The following is a 20,522-nucleotide window of genomic DNA, read 5'->3' on the forward strand; positions in this document are numbered from 1 at the left end:
ATATGTCAGATTGTAAAAAAAGAGATAATCAAAGTACATACAAAAAAGCCATATACAGCGGGACTTTTGACCCAATTACAAACGGGCATATGGATATTGTATGTAGAGCAACAAATATTTTTGATGAAGTAATAATAGCAGTCGCAAAAAGCGAATTAAAAAAACCTATGTTTTCCCATGAACAAAGAGTTGCTTTTGCAAAAGCAGCAACAAAACATCTAAAAGGTGTAAGAGTTATAGGGTTTGATACTTTATTGGTTGATTTAGCTACTGATTTAAATATTAATACTATTATCAGGGGACTTAGAGCTGTTTCGGATTTTGAATATGAACTGCAAATGGGTTATGCAAACTCATCTATAAATAAAAAAATCGAAACACTTTATCTAATGCCTACTTTGGAAAATGCTTTTGTCTCATCAACTATAGTAAGAGAAATAATACGATTTAACGGTAAGTTTGAGCATTTGATTCCAAGTGAGGTTTTAGAATGTATGTAGTAATCGAAGGTGTAGATACGGCAGGAAAATCAACCCAGCTTGATATACTAAAAAACAAATATCAAGATGCAATCTTTACCAAAGAGCCCGGAGGAACAAAAATAGGTCTGAAACTAAGAGAAATGGCTTTAAACGGTGAAGCAAAAAGTAAAATTGCGGAAATGTTCCTTTTTTTGGCCGATAGAGCCGAACATATAAATGAAGTGGTAAAACCGAACAAAGAGAAAATGGTAATAAGCGACAGAAGTGTAATAAGCGGTATTGCATATGCTTCAAATATGCCTTTGGAAATCGTTACAACACTTAATTTAATAGCAACATCAAATACTTTACCTACTCACGTTATACTGCTTGAACTATCAAAAGAAGAGCTTACCAAAAGGCTTCAAGGCAAATCAAACGATTCTATAGAATCAAGAGGAATTGATTATTTGATTGATATTCAAAATAGAATGAAAAGAACTGTAGAGATGTTAAATTTAAATCATATTTATATAGATGCTGCTTTAAGCATTGAAGAAATTTCAAAAAGAATTGAGGATTTTATTAATGGCTAATATTCAAAGCTTAAGAGGAATGAATGATATTTTAGATAAAGATAGTGAACTCTTTACCTACTTTATAGAAAATGCTTCAAGAATCGCAAAAAATTATGGATTTACTTATATCGAAACTCCCATTTTAGAAGAGACTTCTCTTTTTAAAAGATCAGTCGGAGAGAGTTCGGATATTGTAAATAAAGAGATGTACCAATTTATCGATAAAGGTGAAAACGATGTCTGTCTAAGACCTGAAGGTACGGCAGGAGTTGTTAGAAGTTTTGTTCAAAATAAACTTGACAGAGCCGGCGGAAATTATAGATGGTATTATTATGGACCGATGTTTAGATATGAAAGACCTCAAAAAGGAAGATTAAGAGAGTTCCACCAATTCGGTTGTGAAGTTTTTGGAGTAAGTTCTGTTTATGAAGATGCAAATATCATTATGATGATAAAAGATATTTTAGATTTTTTCAAAATAGGTTTCAAATTACAAATCAACTCTTTGGGATGCCAAACATGTATGCCGGTGTATAGAGAAAAGCTTGTTAATTATTTAACAAATATTAAAGAAGAGCTTTGTGAAGATTGTAATAGACGTATAGTAACAAATCCAATCAGGGTTTTGGATTGTAAAGTTGAAAACTGTCAAAAACTCTTATACAATGCTCCAAAAATCACTCATAATCTTTGTGAAAAATGTGATACGGATTTTGAGAAATTAAAAGAGATTTTAGATTTTAACAATATAGAGTATGAAATAGATACAAACTTAGTAAGAGGTTTAGATTATTATTCTCAAACTGCTTTTGAGTTTACTTCAAATGAGATTGGAGCTCAAAGTGCAATTGCAGGTGGAGGAAGATATGACAGACTTGTTGAATTTTTAGGAGGAAGACCTACTGCGGGAATAGGATTTGCAATAGGTATTGAAAGACTTTTAGAATTAATAAAAACAGAAGATGTAAAAAAAGAGAGTATTTATTTGGGTGCTTTATGTGAAGAGGCATTAAATGTATTAACAAAAGTTGCTGCAAAAAAAAGAAAAGATTATAAAACTTTTATTGAATATACTCCAAGAGGTTTTGGAAAACATTTTAAAATTGCCGAAAAAAATAGTGCTACAATAGTTGCTTTAATAGGTGAAAACGAGATAAAAGAAGGAACTATTTACACTAAAAATTTAAAAACTAAAGAAGAAAAAACTATAAAACTAGAGGATTTTTAATATTGGAAAATTATGGTATTGATATTTGGGCAGATGATAATTTTATAATTGAAGAGGGTGTAGTCAAATTAAATTATGCATCAAAACCATCATTAATAGAGATGGTAAAAGAGATAAGAGAAAAGGATTATAAGGGTCCCCTTCTTTTTAGATTTCCTCATTTAATTGAAAAACAGATAGAAAAACTATATACGCTTTATACAAATGCAATCAAAGAGTATGACTATAAAGGAAAATTTAATGCTGTTTTTCCTTTAAAAGTAAATCAATTACCAAACTTCCTTATGCCTTTGATAAATAGCGGAGAAAAATATAACTACGGTTTAGAAGCAGGAAGTAAGGCTGAACTATTTTTGGCAATGACCTATAATAAAATAGGAGCTCCCATTACAGTAAACGGTTTCAAAGATAAAGAGATGATTCATTTAGGTTTTATTGCAAAAAAAATGGGACATAATATCACTATTATTATTGAAGGTTTAAATGAACTTGAAACTATATTGGAAGTAGAAAAAGAGACTTCTTTGCCTACTCCAAACGTAGGAATTAGAACAAGACTTTTTAATGCAGGAAGCGGAGCCTGGGCAAAATCGGGAGGAATTGACGCAAAATTCGGATTGAGTTCAACAGAAATACTTGAAGCTTTTGAGATGTTAGAAGAGAATAATCTGACAAATATTCTTACTATGATTCATTTTCATATAGGCTCTTCTATGAAAACAATTAAACCTTTAAAAAATGCTTTAAAAGAGGCAGGTCATATATATGCCGAACTTAAAAATCTAGGAGCAACAAATTTAAGTGCTATTAATATAGGGGGTGGATTAGCCGTTGAATATTCACAGTTTCAAAGAACGGCACAATATCACCTTCAGGAGTTTGCAAATGATGTTGTCTTTACACTTAAAAATATTGCTAAACAAAAAGGTGTAGAAGAACCGAATATTTTCACGGAATCAGGAAGATTTATTTCTGCTTCTTCGACTGTTTTAATAACTCCTGTTCTTGAACTTTTTACGGCAGAATATGATGCTCAACATTTAAGATTAAAAGAGAAAAATCCTCCTTTGATTGAAGAGTTAAGAGAGCTTTATAATGATATGAATTCAAAAACCGCTTTAGAATATATGCACGACAGTATTGACCACCTTGATTCTTTATTAAAACTTTTCGATTTAGGTTATATTGATTTAGAAGATAGAAGCAATGCAGAGATTTTGGCAAATTTAATTATAAAAAAAGCTATTTGGCTTTTAGAAGTTGACGATTATGAAGAGTTAAAAAGGATTGATAATAAAATTCAAGAAAAATATCTGGTAAACTTTTCTATATTCCAATCACTTCCCGATTTTTGGGGAATCAAACAAGAATTTCCCGTAATGCCTATAACTCATCTAAATAGAAATCCTACAAGAAGCGCAAGTCTTTGGGATATTACCTGCGATAGTGACGGAGAGATTCCTTTTAATCCTCAAAAACCTCTTTTACTGCATGATGTAAATCTAAAAAAAGAGGAGTACTATTTAGGATTTTTCCATGTAGGTGCATATCAAGATATTTTAGGCATGAGACATAATCTTTTCTCGCATCCTACGGAAATCAATGTTGTTTTTGAAAAAGGTAAAGTTAAACTTGAAAAGATTTTAGAGTCTCAAAAAATTATAGATATTTTAGAAGATATTGATTATGATACAAAAGAGATAAAAGAGGTGTTGAAAAATAATTTAGATAACAGAACATATAAAGTATTAAAAAAATATTTACATGATAACAGTTATCTAAAAACTACATGGAGCTAAAGATATGAATGATGAAGAGATAATCAGTAAAATAGAAGAAGAAAGCAAAAAACTAGGACTTTGGAAACAAATAAAAGAGGATTTCTCCGTTCCTAAATTAAATGACCCTGCACTTAATTCAAATATAGAACTTTTTTTTAATTATCCGGGTGTTTGGGCGGTAATTAACCACAGAGTTGCCCATAGATTATATAAAAAAGGCTTTAAACTACTATCTAGAATGATTATGGGACTTACACAATTTTTATGCCATATGGATATTCATCCCGCTGCAACAATAGGACGAAGAGTATTTATAGACCATGGCATAGGAGTCGTGATCGGTCAAACAGCTATTATTGAAGATGATGTTTTAATCTACCAAGGAGTAACTCTTGGAGGTGTTAGTTTAAATAAAGGTAAAAGACACCCTACAATAAGAGCAAACTCGGTTATAGGAAGCGGCGCAAAAGTCTTAGGAAATATTACAATAGGTAAAAATGGAAAAGTAGGAGCAAACTCAGTAGTAATTTGTGATGTACCGAAAAATTCTACTGCTGTAGGTGTTCCTGCAAAAATAATCAAAAGAGACGATAAAAACGGAAGATTAAATCATGGGGATCTTCCGGATGTAACAAAAGAGATGTTTGAATATCTTCTAAAAAGAGTGGCTTTGTTAGAACATGCAGTAAGAGATCATGATGGAATTGATTTAAGCAATCAGGACCATGATTTGGAGTGTATTTACAAGAGATTTATAAGCGCAATGAATGCAACAGATAAAAACTAGATGACTTTAGAACTTATACTATTCGGACTTACAGCCGGATTTGTTTCAGGCTTTTTCGGCTTAGGCGGAGGAACTGTTCTAACTCCTATTTTATTTACTGCCGGTTTTGCAATGAAAGAAGCGATTGCAATCTCTATTATGCAAATGGTTTTTAGTTCTATATACGGTTCATTTCTAAACTCAAAAAAAGCAAAACATATTTTTAAAGACGGAATAACCTTAGGTATAGGAGGCTCTCTTGGCGGACTTTTAAATAGTTTTGTTCATGCTTTAGTCTCTGATATTTTTTTACAATATGTTTTTATAATAATCATTATTTTCTCGATTGTCAAAATATTCGTATCTCCTGCTGAACATAATGAAGAGGTAAAACAGCATAGTAAAATTGTACTTTTAACTGTCGGTTTTATTGTAGGAGTTATTGCAATGAGTATCGGTGTGGGAGGAGCTATAATGTTAATCCCTATTTTAGTCAGTTTTATGAGATATCCCTTAAAAATAGCAACAAGTCTTAGCTTGTTTTTTGTAATTTTTTCATCGGTTGCAGGTTTTATATCTTTGTCTCTTTCAGGACAAATGCCTTTTTATGAAGGTTTGATTATAGGAACTGCTTCTTTAATCGGTGTATTTTTCGGAATAAAAACTAAAAATTTGACAGGAGCTAAAAATTATAAAAAATCGATTCTGATTATGAATGTTGTAATATTAGGAATAATGGTTTATAAAACAGTTTTATAAACCTTTCTTTTCAAAAAAAGAGTTTAATATTCCCCTGTTTTTATAAAGTTCAAGCTCTTTTTTCGTATCCAATCTTGTTTTTAAATCAATCTCTATTTTAATACCGTTTTTATGAATTTCTGCCTTTACTATAGAGTTAACTTTTATAAGATTGTCCGAAATTGTTATACTCTCGTCTCCTTTTAATTTTAAAGTTTTTATATCATCTTCAACAAACTCCAAAGGCAAAACTCCGAAACTTATCAAATCTTCTTTATATACCTCATCAAAAGATTTTGCAATTACTGCTTTTATTCCTAAAACACCGATACTTCGTGCAGCCCAATAAGAAGAGACTCCTTTTGCAAAATTCTCTCCTGCAAAAATTACGGAATCTCTATTTTGTTTTTTAAACGCTAATGCCTTGTCATAAATGGATACGATCTCATTATTTTCATAATCTTTTGTATATCCGCCCTCTTTTGAAATCATTAAATTTTTAATATCAATACTATCAAAAACTCCTCTTGTCATTACTTCCGCATTTTGTTTTCTATCTTCAAAAGTTCCATACTCAAAAGATTTTACTTTCATACTCTCCAAATATCTAGCAGCAGGTGAATATAAAGAAATCTGTCCCAAAGGAAAAATCTGTTTTGTTGAAATATTATCACCGAAAATAGCCAAAATTCCAGCTTTTTGTATTTCAAGTTTTTCTAAAACAGGCTCTTTTTTAAACGTTAAAGCTTGAATATAAGTAGACTCTTTATCCCAATTATAAAAACTTGAATTTTCAAATTTCAATTTCTGCCAAAACTCATCTCCTCTAAAAATATTTTTATATATATCTTTATACAAAATTTTATCAAGCTTTCCAAGATGAGAGGTAACTTCATAAGATTTAGGCCATAAATCAGCTAAATAAGTATCGGCACAAATCTCTTTATTAAATAGATCAATATCTATTTTTCCCGTTAAAGAGTATAAAATCACTAAAGAAGCCGACATTTTATAGTTACTTTTTATCAAAGGATTTAACATATCTTCTATTTGTATATCAGAAGAGATTACCGAACATAGATTTAAATTATTGCTTTTAATCTCTTTTTCAATACTGCTTTCAATATTAAAAATAGAATTATCTTTTTTATAATCAATTATGATAAATCCCAACTCTTTAAAATATTTAAGAAAATCCAGTTTTTCCAAATACTCTTTTATAAAAGGCTCTATTACTAAAGAGGCTTTTGTTTTACTGTTTACTTTTAGTCCTAAAGCAACTGCTTTTTTTGCAATTAATGCTGCATGAGCAAGAATATAAGAGTTTGATTTTAAAAAAGTTGATAAAACAATAGAAGCGGTTACAATATCTGAATCCTCCAATGATTCTGTTTTATTAAACTTCGGAAAATTTTGCAAACTTTCGATATCCATACTCTCTTGAGGCTTTTTTAAAAAAAGTACGTTTGCACAGAGTTTAGATAAATCAAATTCAATAACTCTATCATATTCTAGATTCTCATTTTGATAAAAAAGATTCTGTTTTTTTAAATATGTCTCTATTAACTCTCCGTAATCTTCATTTTCTCTTGTTTCGTCAAAATATTTTATGGTTTTATCGTCAACTGCAAAAAAAGAGCATTTTGCTTCATATTCAAAAGCCGATTTTGAAATAACTGCCCTATTTTCCAAAGTTAGATATTTTAAACCTTCTCCGTAAAACTCTACTAAACAGTTTTGAACATTTTGCTCTTTTAAAAGTTTTACCAAACCTGAAACTATATCCCAAGAAGTTACCGTCTCTTTTAACTGTTTGCAAACTTTTACTCCTATTACTTTAGGCAAAGCTAAGAGAAGTTCGTTTCCCAGCATAACTCCTTGTGCTTTAATAGAATCTACAGACCATCCAAGTACTCCAAAAGAGTTAATCATAGCAGTATTTGTATCCGTTCCTACAATAGTTTCCGGATATAAAAAAAATTTATCCTCTTTTTTTTCTATATGTAAAATTGTAGATAAATACTCTAAATTTATTTGATGACAAATACCCGAACCAGGAGGAATAATTCTTAAATTGGAAAAACTGTTTTCTGCCCATTTGGCAAAGCCGTAACTCTCTTTATTTTTTTCATTCTCTTTTTTTACAATATCTTTATCGTCAATATCCAAAGAGTCGTCAATAATCATATCAACTAAAATCTCAGGATTTATCTTATTAGCTTCAAGAGCTTCTTTTTTTGCAAAATCACGCATGGAAGCTAAATCCATAAAAAAGTTAAGGTGTGAAAATCCCTGCATTATCATTCGTGAAGGATAAAAACCGATTTTTTGATTTTTTCTGTTTTCAAAAATATCTATTATCTTTGAAAACTCTGTATTATCTTTTGCTTTTCTTAAATTTGCTTCTAAAAGTATCTTTAATACAATAGGCAATCTTCGTAATTTTTCATTCTCTTTAATTACTTTGCTAATATCATAAAAATAGAATTTTTCTCCTTCTATTTCAAAACTATTTACTATATCCAAAGTGCCCTAACCTTTTTGATTATTTTTAACTGTATAAAATAGCAAATGATAGGTTAAGTATTAATTATTTTTAGAATATAACGTCTACGTTGTTTACTTTTGTAATCTTTATTTATAAAAGCAGTATAGATACTTTAATTAACTATTATCAAATCTATCTTATAATACCAGCTTACTTTATTTAAGATGGACAAAGAATGAATAATACAATTAAAATATTTAATGCAAAAGAGAATAATTTAAAAAATATAAATTTAGAGATACCGAAAAACAAACTTGTGATTTTTACAGGACTTAGCGGAAGTGGAAAATCTACTCTTGCTTTTGACACTTTATATGCAGAAGGACAAAGAAGATATATAGAATCTTTATCTGCTTATGCAAGACAATTTTTAGACAAAGTAGGAAAACCCGACGTAGAAAGAATAGAAGGATTAACACCTGCAATTGCAATAGACCAAAAAACAACATCTAAAAACCCAAGATCAACGGTAGGAACTATTACCGAAGTTTATGATTATTTAAGACTTCTTTATGCAAGAGTAGGAAAACAGCACTGTCACAAATGTGGAAAACCTATCTCTCAAATGAGTGCTTCAGATGTAATTGAACAAGTTCTGTCTCTGCCTGAAAACTCAAAAATCGTAATTCTTGCTCCTCTTATAAATAGAAAAAAAGGAACCTTTGCAGATCTTTTAGAGAGTTTAAGAGGAAAAGGTTACGTAAGAGCCATGATTGACGGAGTTATGGTCAGACTTGATGAAGATATAGTTCTTGCAAAAACTCAAATGCATACAATCAAAGTAGTAATAGACAGAGTTGTAGTAAAAGAAGAGAATAGAGACAGAATTGCCCAAGATGTGGAAAAAGGTTTAAAAGAGAGTTTTGGAGAACTTGAAGTTGAAATCTTAAATTACGAAGAGCTAGGTTGCGACAAACATGTACACTACTCAGAACATATGGCATGTTTTGATTGTAAAATTTCATTTGAACCTCTTGAACCTCTCTCTTTTTCATTTAACTCACCAAAAGGTGCCTGCCCTTCATGTGACGGGTTAGGAATTAGATATGCCTTGGATATGAAAAAAGTGATAAATGAAGAGTTACCTCTTGAAGACGGAGCTATAAAAATAATATACGGCTTCAACAAAGGATACTACTTTAAAATGTTAATTGCCTATTGTAATGCTGCAGGAATTGATATTACCGTACCCTTTAAAGAGTTACCCGACCATCAGCAAAAAGCAATACTTCACGGTGGAGTAGAAGAAGCAAAATTTACATGGAAAAGACATAACCTTACAAGAAAATGGGAAGGTATCGTAAAAATTGCCTATGATATGATAAAAGATGAAAAAGATATGGCAGAGTTTATGACAGAAAAAGTCTGTTCAGATTGTCACGGAAATAGATTAAAACCTTCATCTTTAAGTGTTTTTGTTGCAGGTAAAACCATATCTGATATTATAAATCAACCAATAGAAGATGCCCATGCTTTTTTCCAAGATGAAAAAAACTTTGAATATTTAAACGAACAAAACCAAATGATTTCAGCTCCAATCTTAAAAGAGATTAGAGAAAGAATCTTCTTTTTAGATGATGTAGGTTTGGGTTATATCACATTAGGAAGAGATGCAAGAACAATAAGCGGTGGAGAAGCTCAAAGAATCAGAGTCGCTTCACAAATAGGTTCAGGTTTGACAGGAGTTATGTATGTACTTGACGAACCCTCAATAGGTCTTCATGAAAGAGATACAAATAAACTTATAAAAACATTGAAAGCTCTTCAAGAAAAAGGTAATACCGTAATTGTCGTAGAACATGATAAAGAGACAATCAAAGCAGCGGATTTTATAGTCGATATTGGTCCTAAAGCAGGTAAATACGGAGGAGAAGTCGTTTTTGCGGGAACATTGGAGCAGATGAACAAAGCAAAAACTCTTACTGCACAATACCTAAACGGAGAAAAAGAGATAAATTATGTTCATAACCGACCTCAAAAAGAGTTTATAGAGATAAAAAACGTAAACATAAACAATATTAAAAACTTGGATGTAAAAATTCCTCTTAAAAATTTAGTATCAATTACAGGTGTATCGGGAAGCGGTAAATCTTCACTTATTTTACAAACGCTTCTTCCTGTGGCAAAAGAACTTTTAAATCATGCAAAAAGAGTTAAAAAAGTTGACGGAGTCAGCATAGAAGGTTTGGAAAAACTTGACAAAGTTATCTATCTTGACCAAAGTCCTATAGGTAGAACTCCTAGAAGTAACCCGGCAACATATACGGGATTGATGGATGAAATCAGAACTCTGTTTTCTAAAACAAAAGAGGCTCAGCTTAGAGGATATAAAGTAGGACGTTTCTCCTTTAATGTAAAAGGCGGAAGATGCGAAAAATGCCAAGGAGAAGGTGAAATAAAAATTGAGATGCACTTTTTACCCGATATTATGGTTAAATGTGATGACTGCCAAGGAAGAAGATATAACGCACAAACTTTGGAGATTTTATACAAAGGTAAAAATATCTCTGATGTTCTTAATATGAGTGTAGATGAAGCTTTAGAGTTCTTTACAAAAGTTCCTAAGATCAAAGCTAAACTTCAAACCCTTTCAGATGTAGGACTTGGATATATAACTTTAGGACAAAATGCCGTTACTCTTTCAGGAGGAGAAGCCCAAAGAATAAAACTAAGTAAAGAGTTAAGTAAAAAAGATACGGGAAATACTCTTTATGTTTTAGATGAGCCTACAACAGGTCTGCATTTTGCTGATGTTGATAGATTAACAAAAGTACTTCACCATTTAGTAAAAGTAGGAAACTCTGTTCTTGTAATAGAACATAACCTTGATATAATCAAAAATTCCGATTGGATTATAGATATAGGCCCTGAAGGCGGAAGTAAAGGAGGGAAAGTAATAGCACAAGGAACTCCTGAAAAGTTAGCGAAAGAGCATAAAAAAACAGGTTCCTATACGGGATTTTATTTAGATAAAGAGATAAATTCAAAATGACACAAATCGAAAAATTTATTCAAGCTTTAAAAGAACAAAGATTTGTAGAAGCCCATGAACTTTTAGAAGAAGATTGGCGATTTTATAGAAAAAAAGGGCAAAAAGTAGAAGAAAAAGCAATACAAGGTTTGATAAATGGAGCTACGGCACATGCTCTTTTTTTCATAAAAAAAAGACCTAAAAGTTATGAAAAAGTATGGAAAGTTTTTGAAAAATATAAGCACTACATTAGTGAAGCTAATTTAGAAAATATAAATAAATTTCATGAAGCCAAAGAACTACTTTTGGAAATAAACAAAAAAGTGTATAAAAACTAACTTTTTAAATCAGCAGCTCTTTGAGCCTGCTCTTGCTCTAAATAGTAGGCTTTTAATTTCATCATTTCATCTGTAGGATATTGACTTTCAGACTCACCTCTTATAGCTTTTACATAAAAATCTCTTGAAGAGTTATTAAAACCAAAATTCAAATTTGTCAATACAACTTCTTGATATTGCGAAACTTTACTGCTAGAAACCTCTTTAGTTTCAGAGACTTCGGAACTTTTATCTTCGGAAGTTTGTTCTACTCCTTTTAAAAAATTATCCCTTTGTATCTGTTTTGCTTCATTGCCGTTACTAAGTTTTGCAATCGCATTAGAAGGTTGTACTTGTTGAATCAATATCTCATTATTTTCAGCATACTGGTTAATTGTAGGTACTAGTCCATATTCCATAATAACCTCCTTCTACAATATATAAACTAATTATACAAAATTTTTTAATTTTTTGTCAAAAAAAAATCAACTTTTATATATTTTTTGATATTATTAGCTATAAATTTTTTTTAAAGGAGTATTATTGGAAGATAGTTCCCAGAGGTGCAATTTAGAGAAGAAGGATAGAAAATGGAATTTCTAATATTTCTATTTATCCTTGTAATAGGCACATCGTTCTTATGTTCCGTGTTAGAATCAGTAATTCTATCGACAAATTATACTTTTATATCCGTACTTGAAGAAAAAGATCCAGCAACAGGAAAACTTCTTAAAAAGTTAAAAATGGATATAGATAAGTCTATAGCTTCAATTCTTATTTTAAATACTATTGCAAACACATTAGGTGCAACTGCTATTGGAGTACAAGCACAAAATGTTTTTGAAGGTGACAAAACATTAGTAATGATTGTCTCAATAGTTCTTACTTTTGCAATACTGTTTTTTGCAGAAATTATTCCAAAAACAATCGGTGCTGTATATTGGAAACAATTATCTTCAATCTCTGCTAGAGTTATAAGAGTATTTGTTTTTTTTACTTATCCTATAATTCTTATCACTCAATTTGTGACAAAAAAGATAAAAGGAAAAGAGAATTCAGATTCTTTGTCAAGAGAAGAGTTGATTCATACAACTTTACTTAGTGAAGAAGAAGGAGTAATAGGAGATTTAGAATCAGATATTATTGAAAATACTCTTACTTTACATGAAATAAAAATAAAAGATATTTTAACTCCTAGATCAGTTATGTATGCAGTTGAAAGAAATACTGCGATAAAAGATATTCTTGATGATAAAAGAACATATAAATTTTCAAGAGTACCTATATATGACGACACGATAGATAACATTGTGGGTGTAGTTCTAACAAAGAAACTATTTAAACAGGCAATCAGAGATAAAAATGCAACACTGGAATCTATAATGAAACCGGTACTTACACTAAATGAAAATATCCCTGTTGCAAAAGCTTTAAATAAATTTATTCAGAAAAAAGAGCATATGATTATTGTTCTTGATAATTATGACCAAACCGAAGGGATTATTACTTTGGAAGATTGTATTGAAACTCTTCTTGGTTTGGAAATTATGGATGAATCAGATACAACAGCCGATATGAGAAGATTAGCTTTAAATAAAATGAAAGCTAAAAGAAGAGAAAGAGCGGTAAATCAAAAGCCTTAATCTGCTATTCTTACTATTTTGGTATAATCTTTTGTTCAAATAAACAGGAGAATATACCAAATGTTAAAAAAATTTTTAGATACTTTTAAAAGTACTGTCCTCTCAACACTCGATGAAAATAACAATCCTTTTACAAGTTATGCTCCCTTTATAAAAAAAGATGATAAATATTATATCTATATAAGTTCAATGGCAAAACACTTTAAAAACTTAAAGAAAAATAAAAAAGTCTCACTTTTTTTTGTAGAAGATGAAACATATTGTGAAAATATTTTTAGAAGAAAAAGAGTAGTTTTACAATGTAATTCGGAAATAATTCCAAGAGATACAAAAGAGTTTGAACAGTTAGTAGAACTCTTTGAAAATAAGCACGGCTCAACTATGAAAGTTTTAAAAAGTATGAAAGACTTTGCATTTTTTGAATTTATACCTTTTTACGGTGAAGCAGTATTTGGTTTCGGGGAGGCTTATAATATAGGCGGTGAAAAATTTGATCAATTAATTGAACGGGAAAATTTAAAAGGTCATTCAAAGTAAAAGATTAGATTACTTCTACATCTTTTACTTCAACTCCTGAAAGTTTTTCCAACTTCTTTTCTACAATATCTAAAAACTCTTTTTTATTTTTTTCATCCATATTGCTCTCTAACATTTCCAAAATATATTTAATTCCGTTTGCATTTATTTTTTTTACACTTGCTAAATAGTGAACAAAAGAGATAATATTTACATCATTTATAGAGTATAGTTTTTTAAGTTCTTTTTTGTGAGGCAAAAGTCCTTTTTCTTCATACATTTTCAAAGTTCTAACTTTTGCAGTAAGTAGTTCTGCTATACTGCTTAATGGCAACACATCTTTGTTATTATCTAATAAAGCCAAAATACAATTCCTTTTTTTTTCGTAATTATATTAAATTTTTTATTAATTAAATCAAATTTTTACAGCTAAATAAGATTTTTATAAGAATTTTATGATATAAGTATACATCATTTATATAGATTTTACACTTTTTGATGTTAAATCTATTCCTCTAACTTGATATAAAATTCTCATTATAAAGGTTTTAATTAGTAAATGCGTCTTTTATCATTAGATATAAACAGCGAAATTTTAGATTATATTATAGACAATGAACTATATATATGTGATGCCGTCACCGAAATAGATGATGCCATCTACCATAGTGAAGTTAGGTATTATAATTTAATTTTGATTAAACATAACAACATAAAATATCTCAAAGAGATTTTAAAACATATAAACCCAAGACAGACTGCTGCCATTTTTTTAGTAGATAATATTAGTAAAGAAGAGGAAATAGAACTGCTGAAAAAAGGTGCGATAGATGTATTAAAAGGTCCTGTTTCAAACGAATTGCTTTTAGCAAAAATGAAATCAATTCATAGAGAAAATTTTGAAAATCAATATACTTTTAAAGATAAATATCTTATAAATAAAGAAGAGAGATCAATCTCTGACAAAAACAATAACAAACTTGTTATAAACGGAAAACCTTTTAGTATTTTAGAGTATTTAATAAAAAACAGACACAGATCTGCAATATCAAAAGAAGAACTTCTCGATGTTTTATGGGATGATCCTGAATGGGTTGTAAGAAATGTCGTAGAAGTTAATATCAATATCATAAGAAAAGGTATACAAAATACTTTTGAAGATAATTTCATAAACACAGTACGGCACAGAGGTTATCAAATAATCTAAATTTCAAAAAAGAAGAGAAACTCTCTCTTCTACTCTTTATAAAATCAATATTCCAATAAAAATTCCAGTCAAAACAGACTACTTGTTTCTCTCATATTATTCAATTTTCACTATATTAAAAACTTTTTTACATTTAAATTAAGAATAATTAAAGTTTTATTTGTTATATTGATACAAATTTTATGTAAATATTTAACATTTTAACTGTAAATTATTTACATAATAAATGTAAAAAGGAATAACATTTGTCTGAAAAAAAGATATATATTCGTAAACCGAAAAAGGAGTTTGCAAAAAAGATATATAAGTTAGTCGAAGATACAAAAATCTTAGACTTAAACTCGGAATATCTTTATTTATTACAAACAACCCATTTTAAGGAGTCTTGTTCAATCGCACTTTGTGAAGAAAATATTGTAGGTTTTGTTTCAGGGTATAGATTGCCAAATAAACCTGATACTCTTTTTGTTTGGCAAGTTGCTATCGATGAAAATTTTAGAGGAATGGGCTTAGCTGCAAAATTGATTGCAAATACTCTAAAAAGAAAAATAAATAGTGACATAAAGTACATACATACTACAGTTTCACCAAGTAATAAATCTTCTATAAAAATGTTTACAAAACTAGCAAAATATCTAAAAACAGAGATTAAAAGCAAACAGTTTTTTGAAAAAGAGGATTTTGTTGACCAGCATGAAGAGGAAAATCTTTATGAAATCGGTCCTATAAAAAGAAAGGGAGAAAAATGAGAATTTTTGAAAATTTAGAATCTGAAGTTAGAGGATATATTAGAAGTTTTCCGACAATTTTTGAAAAATCAAAAGGTGCAATATTAACGGATGAACAAGGTGAAGAGTTTATTGATTTTTTTGCAGGAGCAGGAACTTTAAACTACGGGCATAATAATGAACATGTTCAAGAAGCATTAATGGAATATCTAAAAAAAGACGGTGTGGTTCACGGATTGGATATGGCAACAACAGCAAAAAAAGAGTTTATCCAAACTTTTGACGAACTGATTTTAAAACCAAGAAATCTTGAATATAAACTTCAATTTACGGGACCTACAGGTGCAAACGTAGTTGAAACGGCATTAAAACTCGCAAGACTGATTAAAGGACGAAGCAATATTGTAGCTTTTACAAACGGTTACCACGGTTTATCACAAGGAGCCCTTGCAGTTACAGGGAATAATGAGTATAGAGATGAAAGTTATATTAGCAGATGCAATGCAACCTTTATGCCTTATGACGGATATTTCGGAGAAGTTAATACTTTGGAATATTTTAGAAAGTTTTTAGAAGACGGCAGTAGCGGAGTTGATTTACCTGCTGCGGTTATTCTTGAAACTATACAAGGAGAAGGAGGAATAAACGTAGTATCAAAAGAGTGGTTACAAGAGCTTGAAACTATTTGTAAAGAGTTTGATATTTTACTTATTGTAGATGATATTCAAGTAGGTAACGGACGAACAGGCGAGTTTTTCTCTTTTGAATTTGCGGGAATAAATCCTGATATGGTAACCCTTTCTAAATCAATAGGAGGAGGTCTTCCTATGGCACTTCTGCTATTTAGACCTGAATTAGACCAATGGAAACAGGGAGAACATACAGGAACATTTAGAGGTAATAACTTAGCTTTTGTTGCATCTAAAGTCTGCTTGGAAAACTATTGGCAAAGCGACGATCTTTCAAATGCAGTATTCTACAAAGAAAAAATATTAAAAGAGAAACTTCAAGAGATTGCAAAAAAATATGAAGATGAATATACAATAGATGTAAGAGGTAGAGGATTAGCTTACGGTTTTGAAGTAAAAGAGGATAAATCAATTGCTTCAGAAATTTCGGAATATGCTTTTAAAGAGAATCTTATTTGTGAAACTTGCGGTAGCCAGAATCAAGTAGTAAAATTTTTGCCGCCTTTAACAATTAGTGAAGATCTTTTGAATGAAGGCTTACAAAGATTTGAAAATGCAGTAGATAAACTATTTAAAGATAAAAAAGAAAAATTAACACAGGAGTTTTAAAATGATAGTAAGAGATATTAAAGATATTATAGGAACACAAAAAGAGGTACATGCAAAAAAAGGACAATGGAGCAGCAGAAGAATGCTTCTAAAAGATGACGGTATGGGATTTTCTTTCCATGAAACAATTATTAAAGCAAATACAAAAACACATATTCACTATCAAAACCATTTTGAAGCCGTATATTGTGTAGAAGGAAACGGGAAAATTGAAGATCTGAAAACAGGAAAAGTGCATGAAATATATGACGGAGTTATGTATGCTTTAAATGAACATGATGACCACAATTTATATGGAGGAAGTGAAGATATGAGACTAATTTGTGTATTCAATCCACCTCTTAAAGGAACTGAAAACCATAATGAAAACGGGGTTTATCCTTTAGAAGATTAAATATGAAATATGTATATATTGGTAACTATTTATTAACAACAAGAGAAGAGAAACTTGAATTTATTAAATATATGCATGTTTTCAAAAAGTTCAAGATTATCAATCAAAAGATTATTTTGAATGATAACTCTCTTATTTTGGAGCTAAGCGATGATTCTTCCGGTCAAATAGCTAAAAAATCAGCTCAGCTCTTTTTTAAGAAAAAAGAAGAAATCCAAGTTTATATTATAGATAAAATAATTTTAAGGAATAAAGAAATAGAGATATACAAAAACAATAAACTATTTAAAAAAATTGATATCTAAAGGAGAGAAAATGCAAGATTTCTACCCGTCAAGAGGTGAAAAAGAAGAAATTATTAACAGAGTAGACAAAACTGTGTACAGCAGTATTTCAGCAGGAGAATACTCATTGGATAATATATCCAGAAAAGAGTATGAAGAGAGAGGATTTATTGTCTTTCCTAATCTTTTTACTCAAGAAGAGACAAAAGAGATGTTAAAAGAGCTTGAATATATGGCAAGCAATACCCAACTAGCAAAAAATGAAGAGTTTATCCAAGAACCTGATAGTAATAAGATCAGAACAATATTCAATCAACATCTTTTTAGCACACTCTTTGACAAAATATCAAAAGAGCCTAGAGTTTTAGACAAAGTAAAACAACTTTTAGGAAGCGACGTATATATACATCACAGCAGAATAAATATAAAACCTGCATATAAAGGAAAATCTTTCCCCTGGCACAGTGATTTTGAAACTTGGCATTGTGAAGACGGACTACCTAGATGCAGATGTCTGACTGCTTGGATTATGCTAACTGATAATACAGAATTTAACGGTCCTTTGTATGTAATACCAAAAAGTCATAAAAAATATGTATCTTGTAAAGGGAAAACGCCCCAAAATAACTATAAAAAATCATTAAAAAAACAAGAGTACGGCGTTCCTAGCGTAAATGCAATAAAAGAGTTTACAAAAGATTCTCAATTAGTAGGAGTTTACGGTAAAGCGGGAACTCTTGTAATACATGACGGAAATACAATGCACGGAAGCCCTGATAATATCTCTCCATATAGTAGAACTAACGCTTTTTTTGTTTATAACTCAATAGAAAATAAACCTGCAAAACCTTTTGCGGCAAAAACATCAAGAGCCGATTTTTTATGTCTAAAAGATTTTACACCGTTAAAAAGTGAATAATTTAAAAATTAAATACCCCATCAAAAAAGTTAGAAAAAAGCTAACAAAGGAAATAAATGAATATCAAAGTATGTAAATTTGGAGGAAGTTCGGTAAAAGACTCCTTTCAAATAGAAAAAGTGCTGAATATAGTAAAAGAAGATAAAAAAAGAAGAGTAATTGTAGTCTCAGCTCCCGGAAGGGACGAAAGATACAATGAAAAAATTACGGATCATCTTCTAAATTTAGCTACGCAAGGAAATCATTTTTATGAACAAAAAATTTCAATAACAGCAAAACAAAGTTCAAATGTAATAATAGAAAAATTTGAAAAACTCTGCGACAATCTTAATATTGAGAAAAAAACTCTACTTGAAGATTTGAAAAAAGATTTAAATAATAAAACTCTAAAAGAAGATAAAAGAGATGCTTTTTTCTTATCCAGAGGTGAACACTATAATGCAAAAATAATATCGGCATTTTTTAAAAAAAGTAATTTAAATGCACAATTAAAACTTCCAGAAGATTTTAAATTCATTCTCTCCGAAAATTATTGTGACGGAAAAATAAAAAAAGAGACTTATAAAAATATAGAAAAAAATTTTACTTTTGAGAATGATGAAATATATGTAGTTCCGGGATTCTACGGAGTTACCAATAGCGATGAAATTGCAGTTATGAGTAGAGGCGGTTCAGATTTAACAGGAGGAGAAATAGCTTATGCTTTGGATGCCGATATGTACGAAAACTGGACAGATACAAACGGAGTTTATGAAGTTGACCCAAGAATAATAGATGATGCAAACGTGATTCCAAGATTAACATTCAAAGAGATAAGACTTCTTAGTTCAAAAGGTTTTAACGTCTTTCATTTTAATGCAATGTTAAACTGTAAAAAAAGCAAAATACCTATTAATATAAGAAATACAAATAACCCAAGCCATAAAGGAACAATGATTTTAGATGAAAGAGTTCCTATGGAAGATTTAGTAGGTATTGCAAAACTTGACAATATGGCTTCAATTCATATACAAAAAAATATGTTAGGTGATGAAATAGGATTTACAGCCGAACTTTTAAAAATATTCGGAGAATACAATGTAAATACCTATCATTATCCCACAGATAAAGATGATATTGCAATTTTAGTCGATCAAGAAGATTTAAAAGGAAAAATAAATAATTTAAGAAGACAAATAGAAAAAAGATTACAAACCAACCAAATAACGGTAACTTATCATCTTTCAATAATCACTTTAGTAGGAATAGGACTAAAAGAGAATGCTTTTGCTCTTGTTGATGCAATAAATGCTCTAAAAAACAACAATATAAGTTTTGAGATGCTGGATATGAGCCCCTCAAAAGTATCTTTTCATATAGGAGTTACACAAAATATAGCAGATGCTGCACTTAGAACACTATATGAAAAGTTAATAAAGAGTTAGACCTTTTAAAAGTTTCTAACTCTTTTTAAATCCCTACTCTGTCTCTTTTTCTAAATCTGTTTGTGATAACTGTGCAATTTTTTCATCAATAATAGAAAGTGTTCTTTCCTGGGTTTTATAAGAGATATCAGGAAGTTTCCCTCCCCACATTTTTTCAGCCTCTTCAAAACCTTTTACTACACCTTCTCTTACCTCTTTTAATGCTTCTACGTCATCACCTGCTAAAGAGATTACAAAAGAACTGACTCTATCAGAAGTTTGTGTTACTCCGAAAAAACCTTCATCAGAGACTAAATCTTTTGCCTCATTTGAACTAAGTTCCGTAATAGGTTTTCCTTCATATCCTATTGAAGAGAGACTAAATCCGTTTTGTGTCTCTTTTCCTGAAAGAAAATCATAAATTTCCCTATTGTTAACTATATTTAATAAGGAGTTTTGCGAAGAGATATTGTCTTGATTAAACTCTGCACTTTTTATATTTAAATATACTTTTAGACTCTGCATTGAAATAGAGACATTTACGGCAGAATTGTGCATTTTATGCACAGAAGAAGTATCATCTTCTTTATCTGAAGTCGGCACACTTGCACTGCTTTTCTCTTTTATTAAACTATTTGCTTGGTAAGCATCATAGTAATTTTTTGTATCTATGCCATTCATGACAGATCCTTAAATAATTTATACTCTTATTATAGTAACACATTTCTTAATTTTTTCTTAA

21 protein-coding genes are annotated in these 20,522 nt (G+C 30.1%); 17 read left to right on the forward strand and 4 right to left on the reverse strand.

The features are described from left to right. Positions 1 to 2: 2 nt before the first annotated feature. The 6 genes from coaD to AANAER_RS08895 are packed head-to-tail and all read left to right on the forward strand — an operon-like array spanning position 3 to position 5,573. On the forward strand, positions 3 to 500 hold the full coding sequence (gene coaD, locus AANAER_RS08870) for a pantetheine-phosphate adenylyltransferase (protein ID WP_129080929.1): 498 nt from the start codon (positions 3 to 5) through the stop codon (positions 498 to 500). Beyond that, the gene (gene tmk / locus AANAER_RS08875) at positions 491 to 1,057 is read left to right on the forward strand and encodes a dTMP kinase (RefSeq protein WP_129080930.1); all 567 of its coding nucleotides are present in this window, start codon (positions 491 to 493) and stop codon (positions 1,055 to 1,057) included. Before coaD ends, tmk begins: the two co-directional genes overlap by 10 nt. Then, a complete protein-coding gene (gene hisS, locus AANAER_RS08880) occupies positions 1,050 to 2,267 on the forward strand; it encodes a histidine--tRNA ligase (protein ID WP_129080931.1) in 1,218 nt (405 codons plus the stop codon). Before tmk ends, hisS begins: the two co-directional genes overlap by 8 nt. Then, complete coding sequence (speA, locus tag AANAER_RS08885) at positions 2,267 to 4,066, forward strand: biosynthetic arginine decarboxylase (protein ID WP_129080932.1); 1,800 nt, start codon at positions 2,267 to 2,269, stop codon at positions 4,064 to 4,066. Before hisS ends, speA begins: the two co-directional genes overlap by 1 nt. A 4-nt stretch (positions 4,067 to 4,070) precedes the next feature. After that, on the forward strand, positions 4,071 to 4,835 hold the full coding sequence (gene cysE / locus AANAER_RS08890; protein WP_129080933.1) for a serine O-acetyltransferase: 765 nt from the start codon (positions 4,071 to 4,073) through the stop codon (positions 4,833 to 4,835). Continuing rightward, positions 4,836 to 5,573 (forward strand): sulfite exporter TauE/SafE family protein, encoded by a 738-nt coding sequence (locus AANAER_RS08895; RefSeq protein ID WP_129080934.1) that lies wholly within the window; start codon positions 4,836 to 4,838, stop codon positions 5,571 to 5,573. Here AANAER_RS08895 and acnA read toward each other — a convergent pair. After that, the gene (acnA, locus tag AANAER_RS08900) at positions 5,568 to 8,078 is read right to left on the reverse strand and encodes an aconitate hydratase AcnA (RefSeq protein ID WP_129080935.1); all 2,511 of its coding nucleotides are present in this window, start codon (positions 8,076 to 8,078) and stop codon (positions 5,568 to 5,570) included. The genes AANAER_RS08895 and acnA overlap by 6 nt on opposite strands. Positions 8,079 to 8,275: 197 nt before the next feature. On the opposite strand from acnA, the gene uvrA reads away from it, so the two are divergent. Together uvrA and AANAER_RS08910 are read left to right on the forward strand one after the other, a co-directional pair. Further along, positions 8,276 to 11,092, forward strand: coding sequence for an excinuclease ABC subunit UvrA (gene uvrA / locus AANAER_RS08905; protein WP_129080936.1), 2,817 nt, complete (start codon positions 8,276 to 8,278; stop codon positions 11,090 to 11,092). After that, a complete protein-coding gene (locus tag AANAER_RS08910) occupies positions 11,089 to 11,409 on the forward strand; it encodes a DUF309 domain-containing protein (RefSeq protein WP_044418411.1) in 321 nt (106 codons plus the stop codon). Before uvrA ends, AANAER_RS08910 begins: the two co-directional genes overlap by 4 nt. Here AANAER_RS08910 and AANAER_RS08915 read toward each other — a convergent pair. Then, positions 11,406 to 11,807, reverse strand: coding sequence for a hypothetical protein (locus tag AANAER_RS08915; RefSeq protein ID WP_044418409.1), 402 nt, complete (start codon positions 11,805 to 11,807; stop codon positions 11,406 to 11,408). The genes AANAER_RS08910 and AANAER_RS08915 overlap by 4 nt on opposite strands. A gap of 171 nt (positions 11,808 to 11,978) precedes the next feature. On the opposite strand from AANAER_RS08915, the gene AANAER_RS08920 reads away from it, so the two are divergent. Both AANAER_RS08920 and AANAER_RS08925 read left to right on the forward strand, forming a co-directional pair. Then, positions 11,979 to 13,031 carry a hemolysin family protein gene (locus AANAER_RS08920; RefSeq protein ID WP_084593284.1) on the forward strand — a complete coding sequence of 351 codons (1,053 nt, stop codon included), beginning with the start codon at positions 11,979 to 11,981 and terminating at the stop codon, positions 13,029 to 13,031. A 60-nt stretch (positions 13,032 to 13,091) separates the two neighbouring features. After that, positions 13,092 to 13,568: a HugZ family pyridoxamine 5'-phosphate oxidase gene (locus AANAER_RS08925; RefSeq protein ID WP_044418407.1), complete on the forward strand. Its 477-nt coding sequence runs from the start codon at positions 13,092 to 13,094 to the stop codon at positions 13,566 to 13,568. A 4-nt stretch (positions 13,569 to 13,572) separates the two neighbouring features. Here the strand turns inward: AANAER_RS08925 and AANAER_RS08930 are convergent, their stop codons facing one another. Continuing rightward, positions 13,573 to 13,911: a MerR family transcriptional regulator gene (locus AANAER_RS08930; protein ID WP_044418406.1), complete on the reverse strand. Its 339-nt coding sequence runs from the start codon at positions 13,909 to 13,911 to the stop codon at positions 13,573 to 13,575. Positions 13,912 to 14,106: 195 nt separating this feature from the next. Between AANAER_RS08930 and AANAER_RS08935 the strand changes: the two genes are divergently transcribed. From AANAER_RS08935 to AANAER_RS08965, 7 genes are all read left to right on the forward strand, one after another. Further along, on the forward strand, positions 14,107 to 14,754 hold the full coding sequence (locus tag AANAER_RS08935) for a response regulator transcription factor (protein ID WP_044418404.1): 648 nt from the start codon (positions 14,107 to 14,109) through the stop codon (positions 14,752 to 14,754). Positions 14,755 to 14,999: 245 nt separating this feature from the next. Continuing rightward, positions 15,000 to 15,503 (forward strand): diaminobutyrate acetyltransferase, encoded by a 504-nt coding sequence (gene ectA / locus AANAER_RS08940; protein WP_129080937.1) that lies wholly within the window; start codon positions 15,000 to 15,002, stop codon positions 15,501 to 15,503. Next, entirely contained in the window at positions 15,500 to 16,780 is a 1,281-nt protein-coding gene (gene ectB, locus AANAER_RS08945) for a diaminobutyrate--2-oxoglutarate transaminase (RefSeq protein ID WP_129080938.1), read from the forward strand. The genes ectA and ectB overlap by 4 nt, the downstream gene beginning before the upstream one ends. Position 16,781: 1 nt before the next feature. Beyond that, a complete protein-coding gene (locus AANAER_RS08950; protein ID WP_044418399.1) occupies positions 16,782 to 17,174 on the forward strand; it encodes an ectoine synthase in 393 nt (130 codons plus the stop codon). A 2-nt stretch (positions 17,175 to 17,176) separates the two neighbouring features. After that, a complete protein-coding gene (locus AANAER_RS08955; RefSeq protein ID WP_129080939.1) occupies positions 17,177 to 17,479 on the forward strand; it encodes a hypothetical protein in 303 nt (100 codons plus the stop codon). Between the two features lie 10 nt (positions 17,480 to 17,489). Next, entirely contained in the window at positions 17,490 to 18,377 is an 888-nt protein-coding gene (locus tag AANAER_RS08960; RefSeq protein ID WP_129080940.1) for a phytanoyl-CoA dioxygenase family protein, read from the forward strand. A gap of 56 nt (positions 18,378 to 18,433) precedes the next feature. Next, positions 18,434 to 19,801: an aspartate kinase gene (locus tag AANAER_RS08965; RefSeq protein WP_129080941.1), complete on the forward strand. Its 1,368-nt coding sequence runs from the start codon at positions 18,434 to 18,436 to the stop codon at positions 19,799 to 19,801. Between the two features lie 33 nt (positions 19,802 to 19,834). Here the strand turns inward: AANAER_RS08965 and AANAER_RS08970 are convergent, their stop codons facing one another. Continuing rightward, a complete protein-coding gene (locus AANAER_RS08970) occupies positions 19,835 to 20,461 on the reverse strand; it encodes a hypothetical protein (RefSeq protein ID WP_129080942.1) in 627 nt (208 codons plus the stop codon). Between the last annotated feature and the right edge of the window lie 61 nt (positions 20,462 to 20,522).

Source organism: Halarcobacter anaerophilus, assembly GCF_006459125.1.
GTDB lineage: Bacteria > Campylobacterota > Campylobacteria > Campylobacterales > Arcobacteraceae > Halarcobacter > Halarcobacter anaerophilus.

Excerpts from the sequence above, each read along its gene's own strand:
- coaD (WP_129080929.1), top strand. The coding sequence starts at position 3 with ATGTCAGATTGTAAAAAAAGAGATAATCAAAGTACATACAAAAAAGCC.
- tmk (WP_129080930.1), top strand. The coding sequence starts at position 491 with ATGTATGTAGTAATCGAAGGTGTAGATACGGCAGGAAAATCAACCCAG.
- hisS (WP_129080931.1), top strand. The coding sequence starts at position 1,050 with ATGGCTAATATTCAAAGCTTAAGAGGAATGAATGATATTTTAGATAAA.
- cysE (WP_129080933.1), top strand. The coding sequence starts at position 4,071 with ATGAATGATGAAGAGATAATCAGTAAAATAGAAGAAGAAAGCAAAAAA.
- AANAER_RS08895 (WP_129080934.1), top strand. The coding sequence starts at position 4,836 with ATGACTTTAGAACTTATACTATTCGGACTTACAGCCGGATTTGTTTCA.
- uvrA (WP_129080936.1), top strand. The coding sequence starts at position 8,276 with ATGAATAATACAATTAAAATATTTAATGCAAAAGAGAATAATTTAAAA.
- AANAER_RS08910 (WP_044418411.1), top strand. The coding sequence starts at position 11,089 with ATGACACAAATCGAAAAATTTATTCAAGCTTTAAAAGAACAAAGATTT.
- AANAER_RS08915 (WP_044418409.1), bottom strand. The coding sequence starts at position 11,807 with ATGGAATATGGACTAGTACCTACAATTAACCAGTATGCTGAAAATAAT.
- AANAER_RS08920 (WP_084593284.1), top strand. The coding sequence starts at position 11,979 with ATGGAATTTCTAATATTTCTATTTATCCTTGTAATAGGCACATCGTTC.
- AANAER_RS08925 (WP_044418407.1), top strand. The coding sequence starts at position 13,092 with ATGTTAAAAAAATTTTTAGATACTTTTAAAAGTACTGTCCTCTCAACA.
- AANAER_RS08935 (WP_044418404.1), top strand. The coding sequence starts at position 14,107 with ATGCGTCTTTTATCATTAGATATAAACAGCGAAATTTTAGATTATATT.
- ectB (WP_129080938.1), top strand. The coding sequence starts at position 15,500 with ATGAGAATTTTTGAAAATTTAGAATCTGAAGTTAGAGGATATATTAGA.
- AANAER_RS08950 (WP_044418399.1), top strand. The coding sequence starts at position 16,782 with ATGATAGTAAGAGATATTAAAGATATTATAGGAACACAAAAAGAGGTA.
- AANAER_RS08955 (WP_129080939.1), top strand. The coding sequence starts at position 17,177 with ATGAAATATGTATATATTGGTAACTATTTATTAACAACAAGAGAAGAG.
- AANAER_RS08960 (WP_129080940.1), top strand. The coding sequence starts at position 17,490 with ATGCAAGATTTCTACCCGTCAAGAGGTGAAAAAGAAGAAATTATTAAC.
- AANAER_RS08965 (WP_129080941.1), top strand. The coding sequence starts at position 18,434 with ATGAATATCAAAGTATGTAAATTTGGAGGAAGTTCGGTAAAAGACTCC.
- AANAER_RS08970 (WP_129080942.1), bottom strand. The coding sequence starts at position 20,461 with ATGAATGGCATAGATACAAAAAATTACTATGATGCTTACCAAGCAAAT.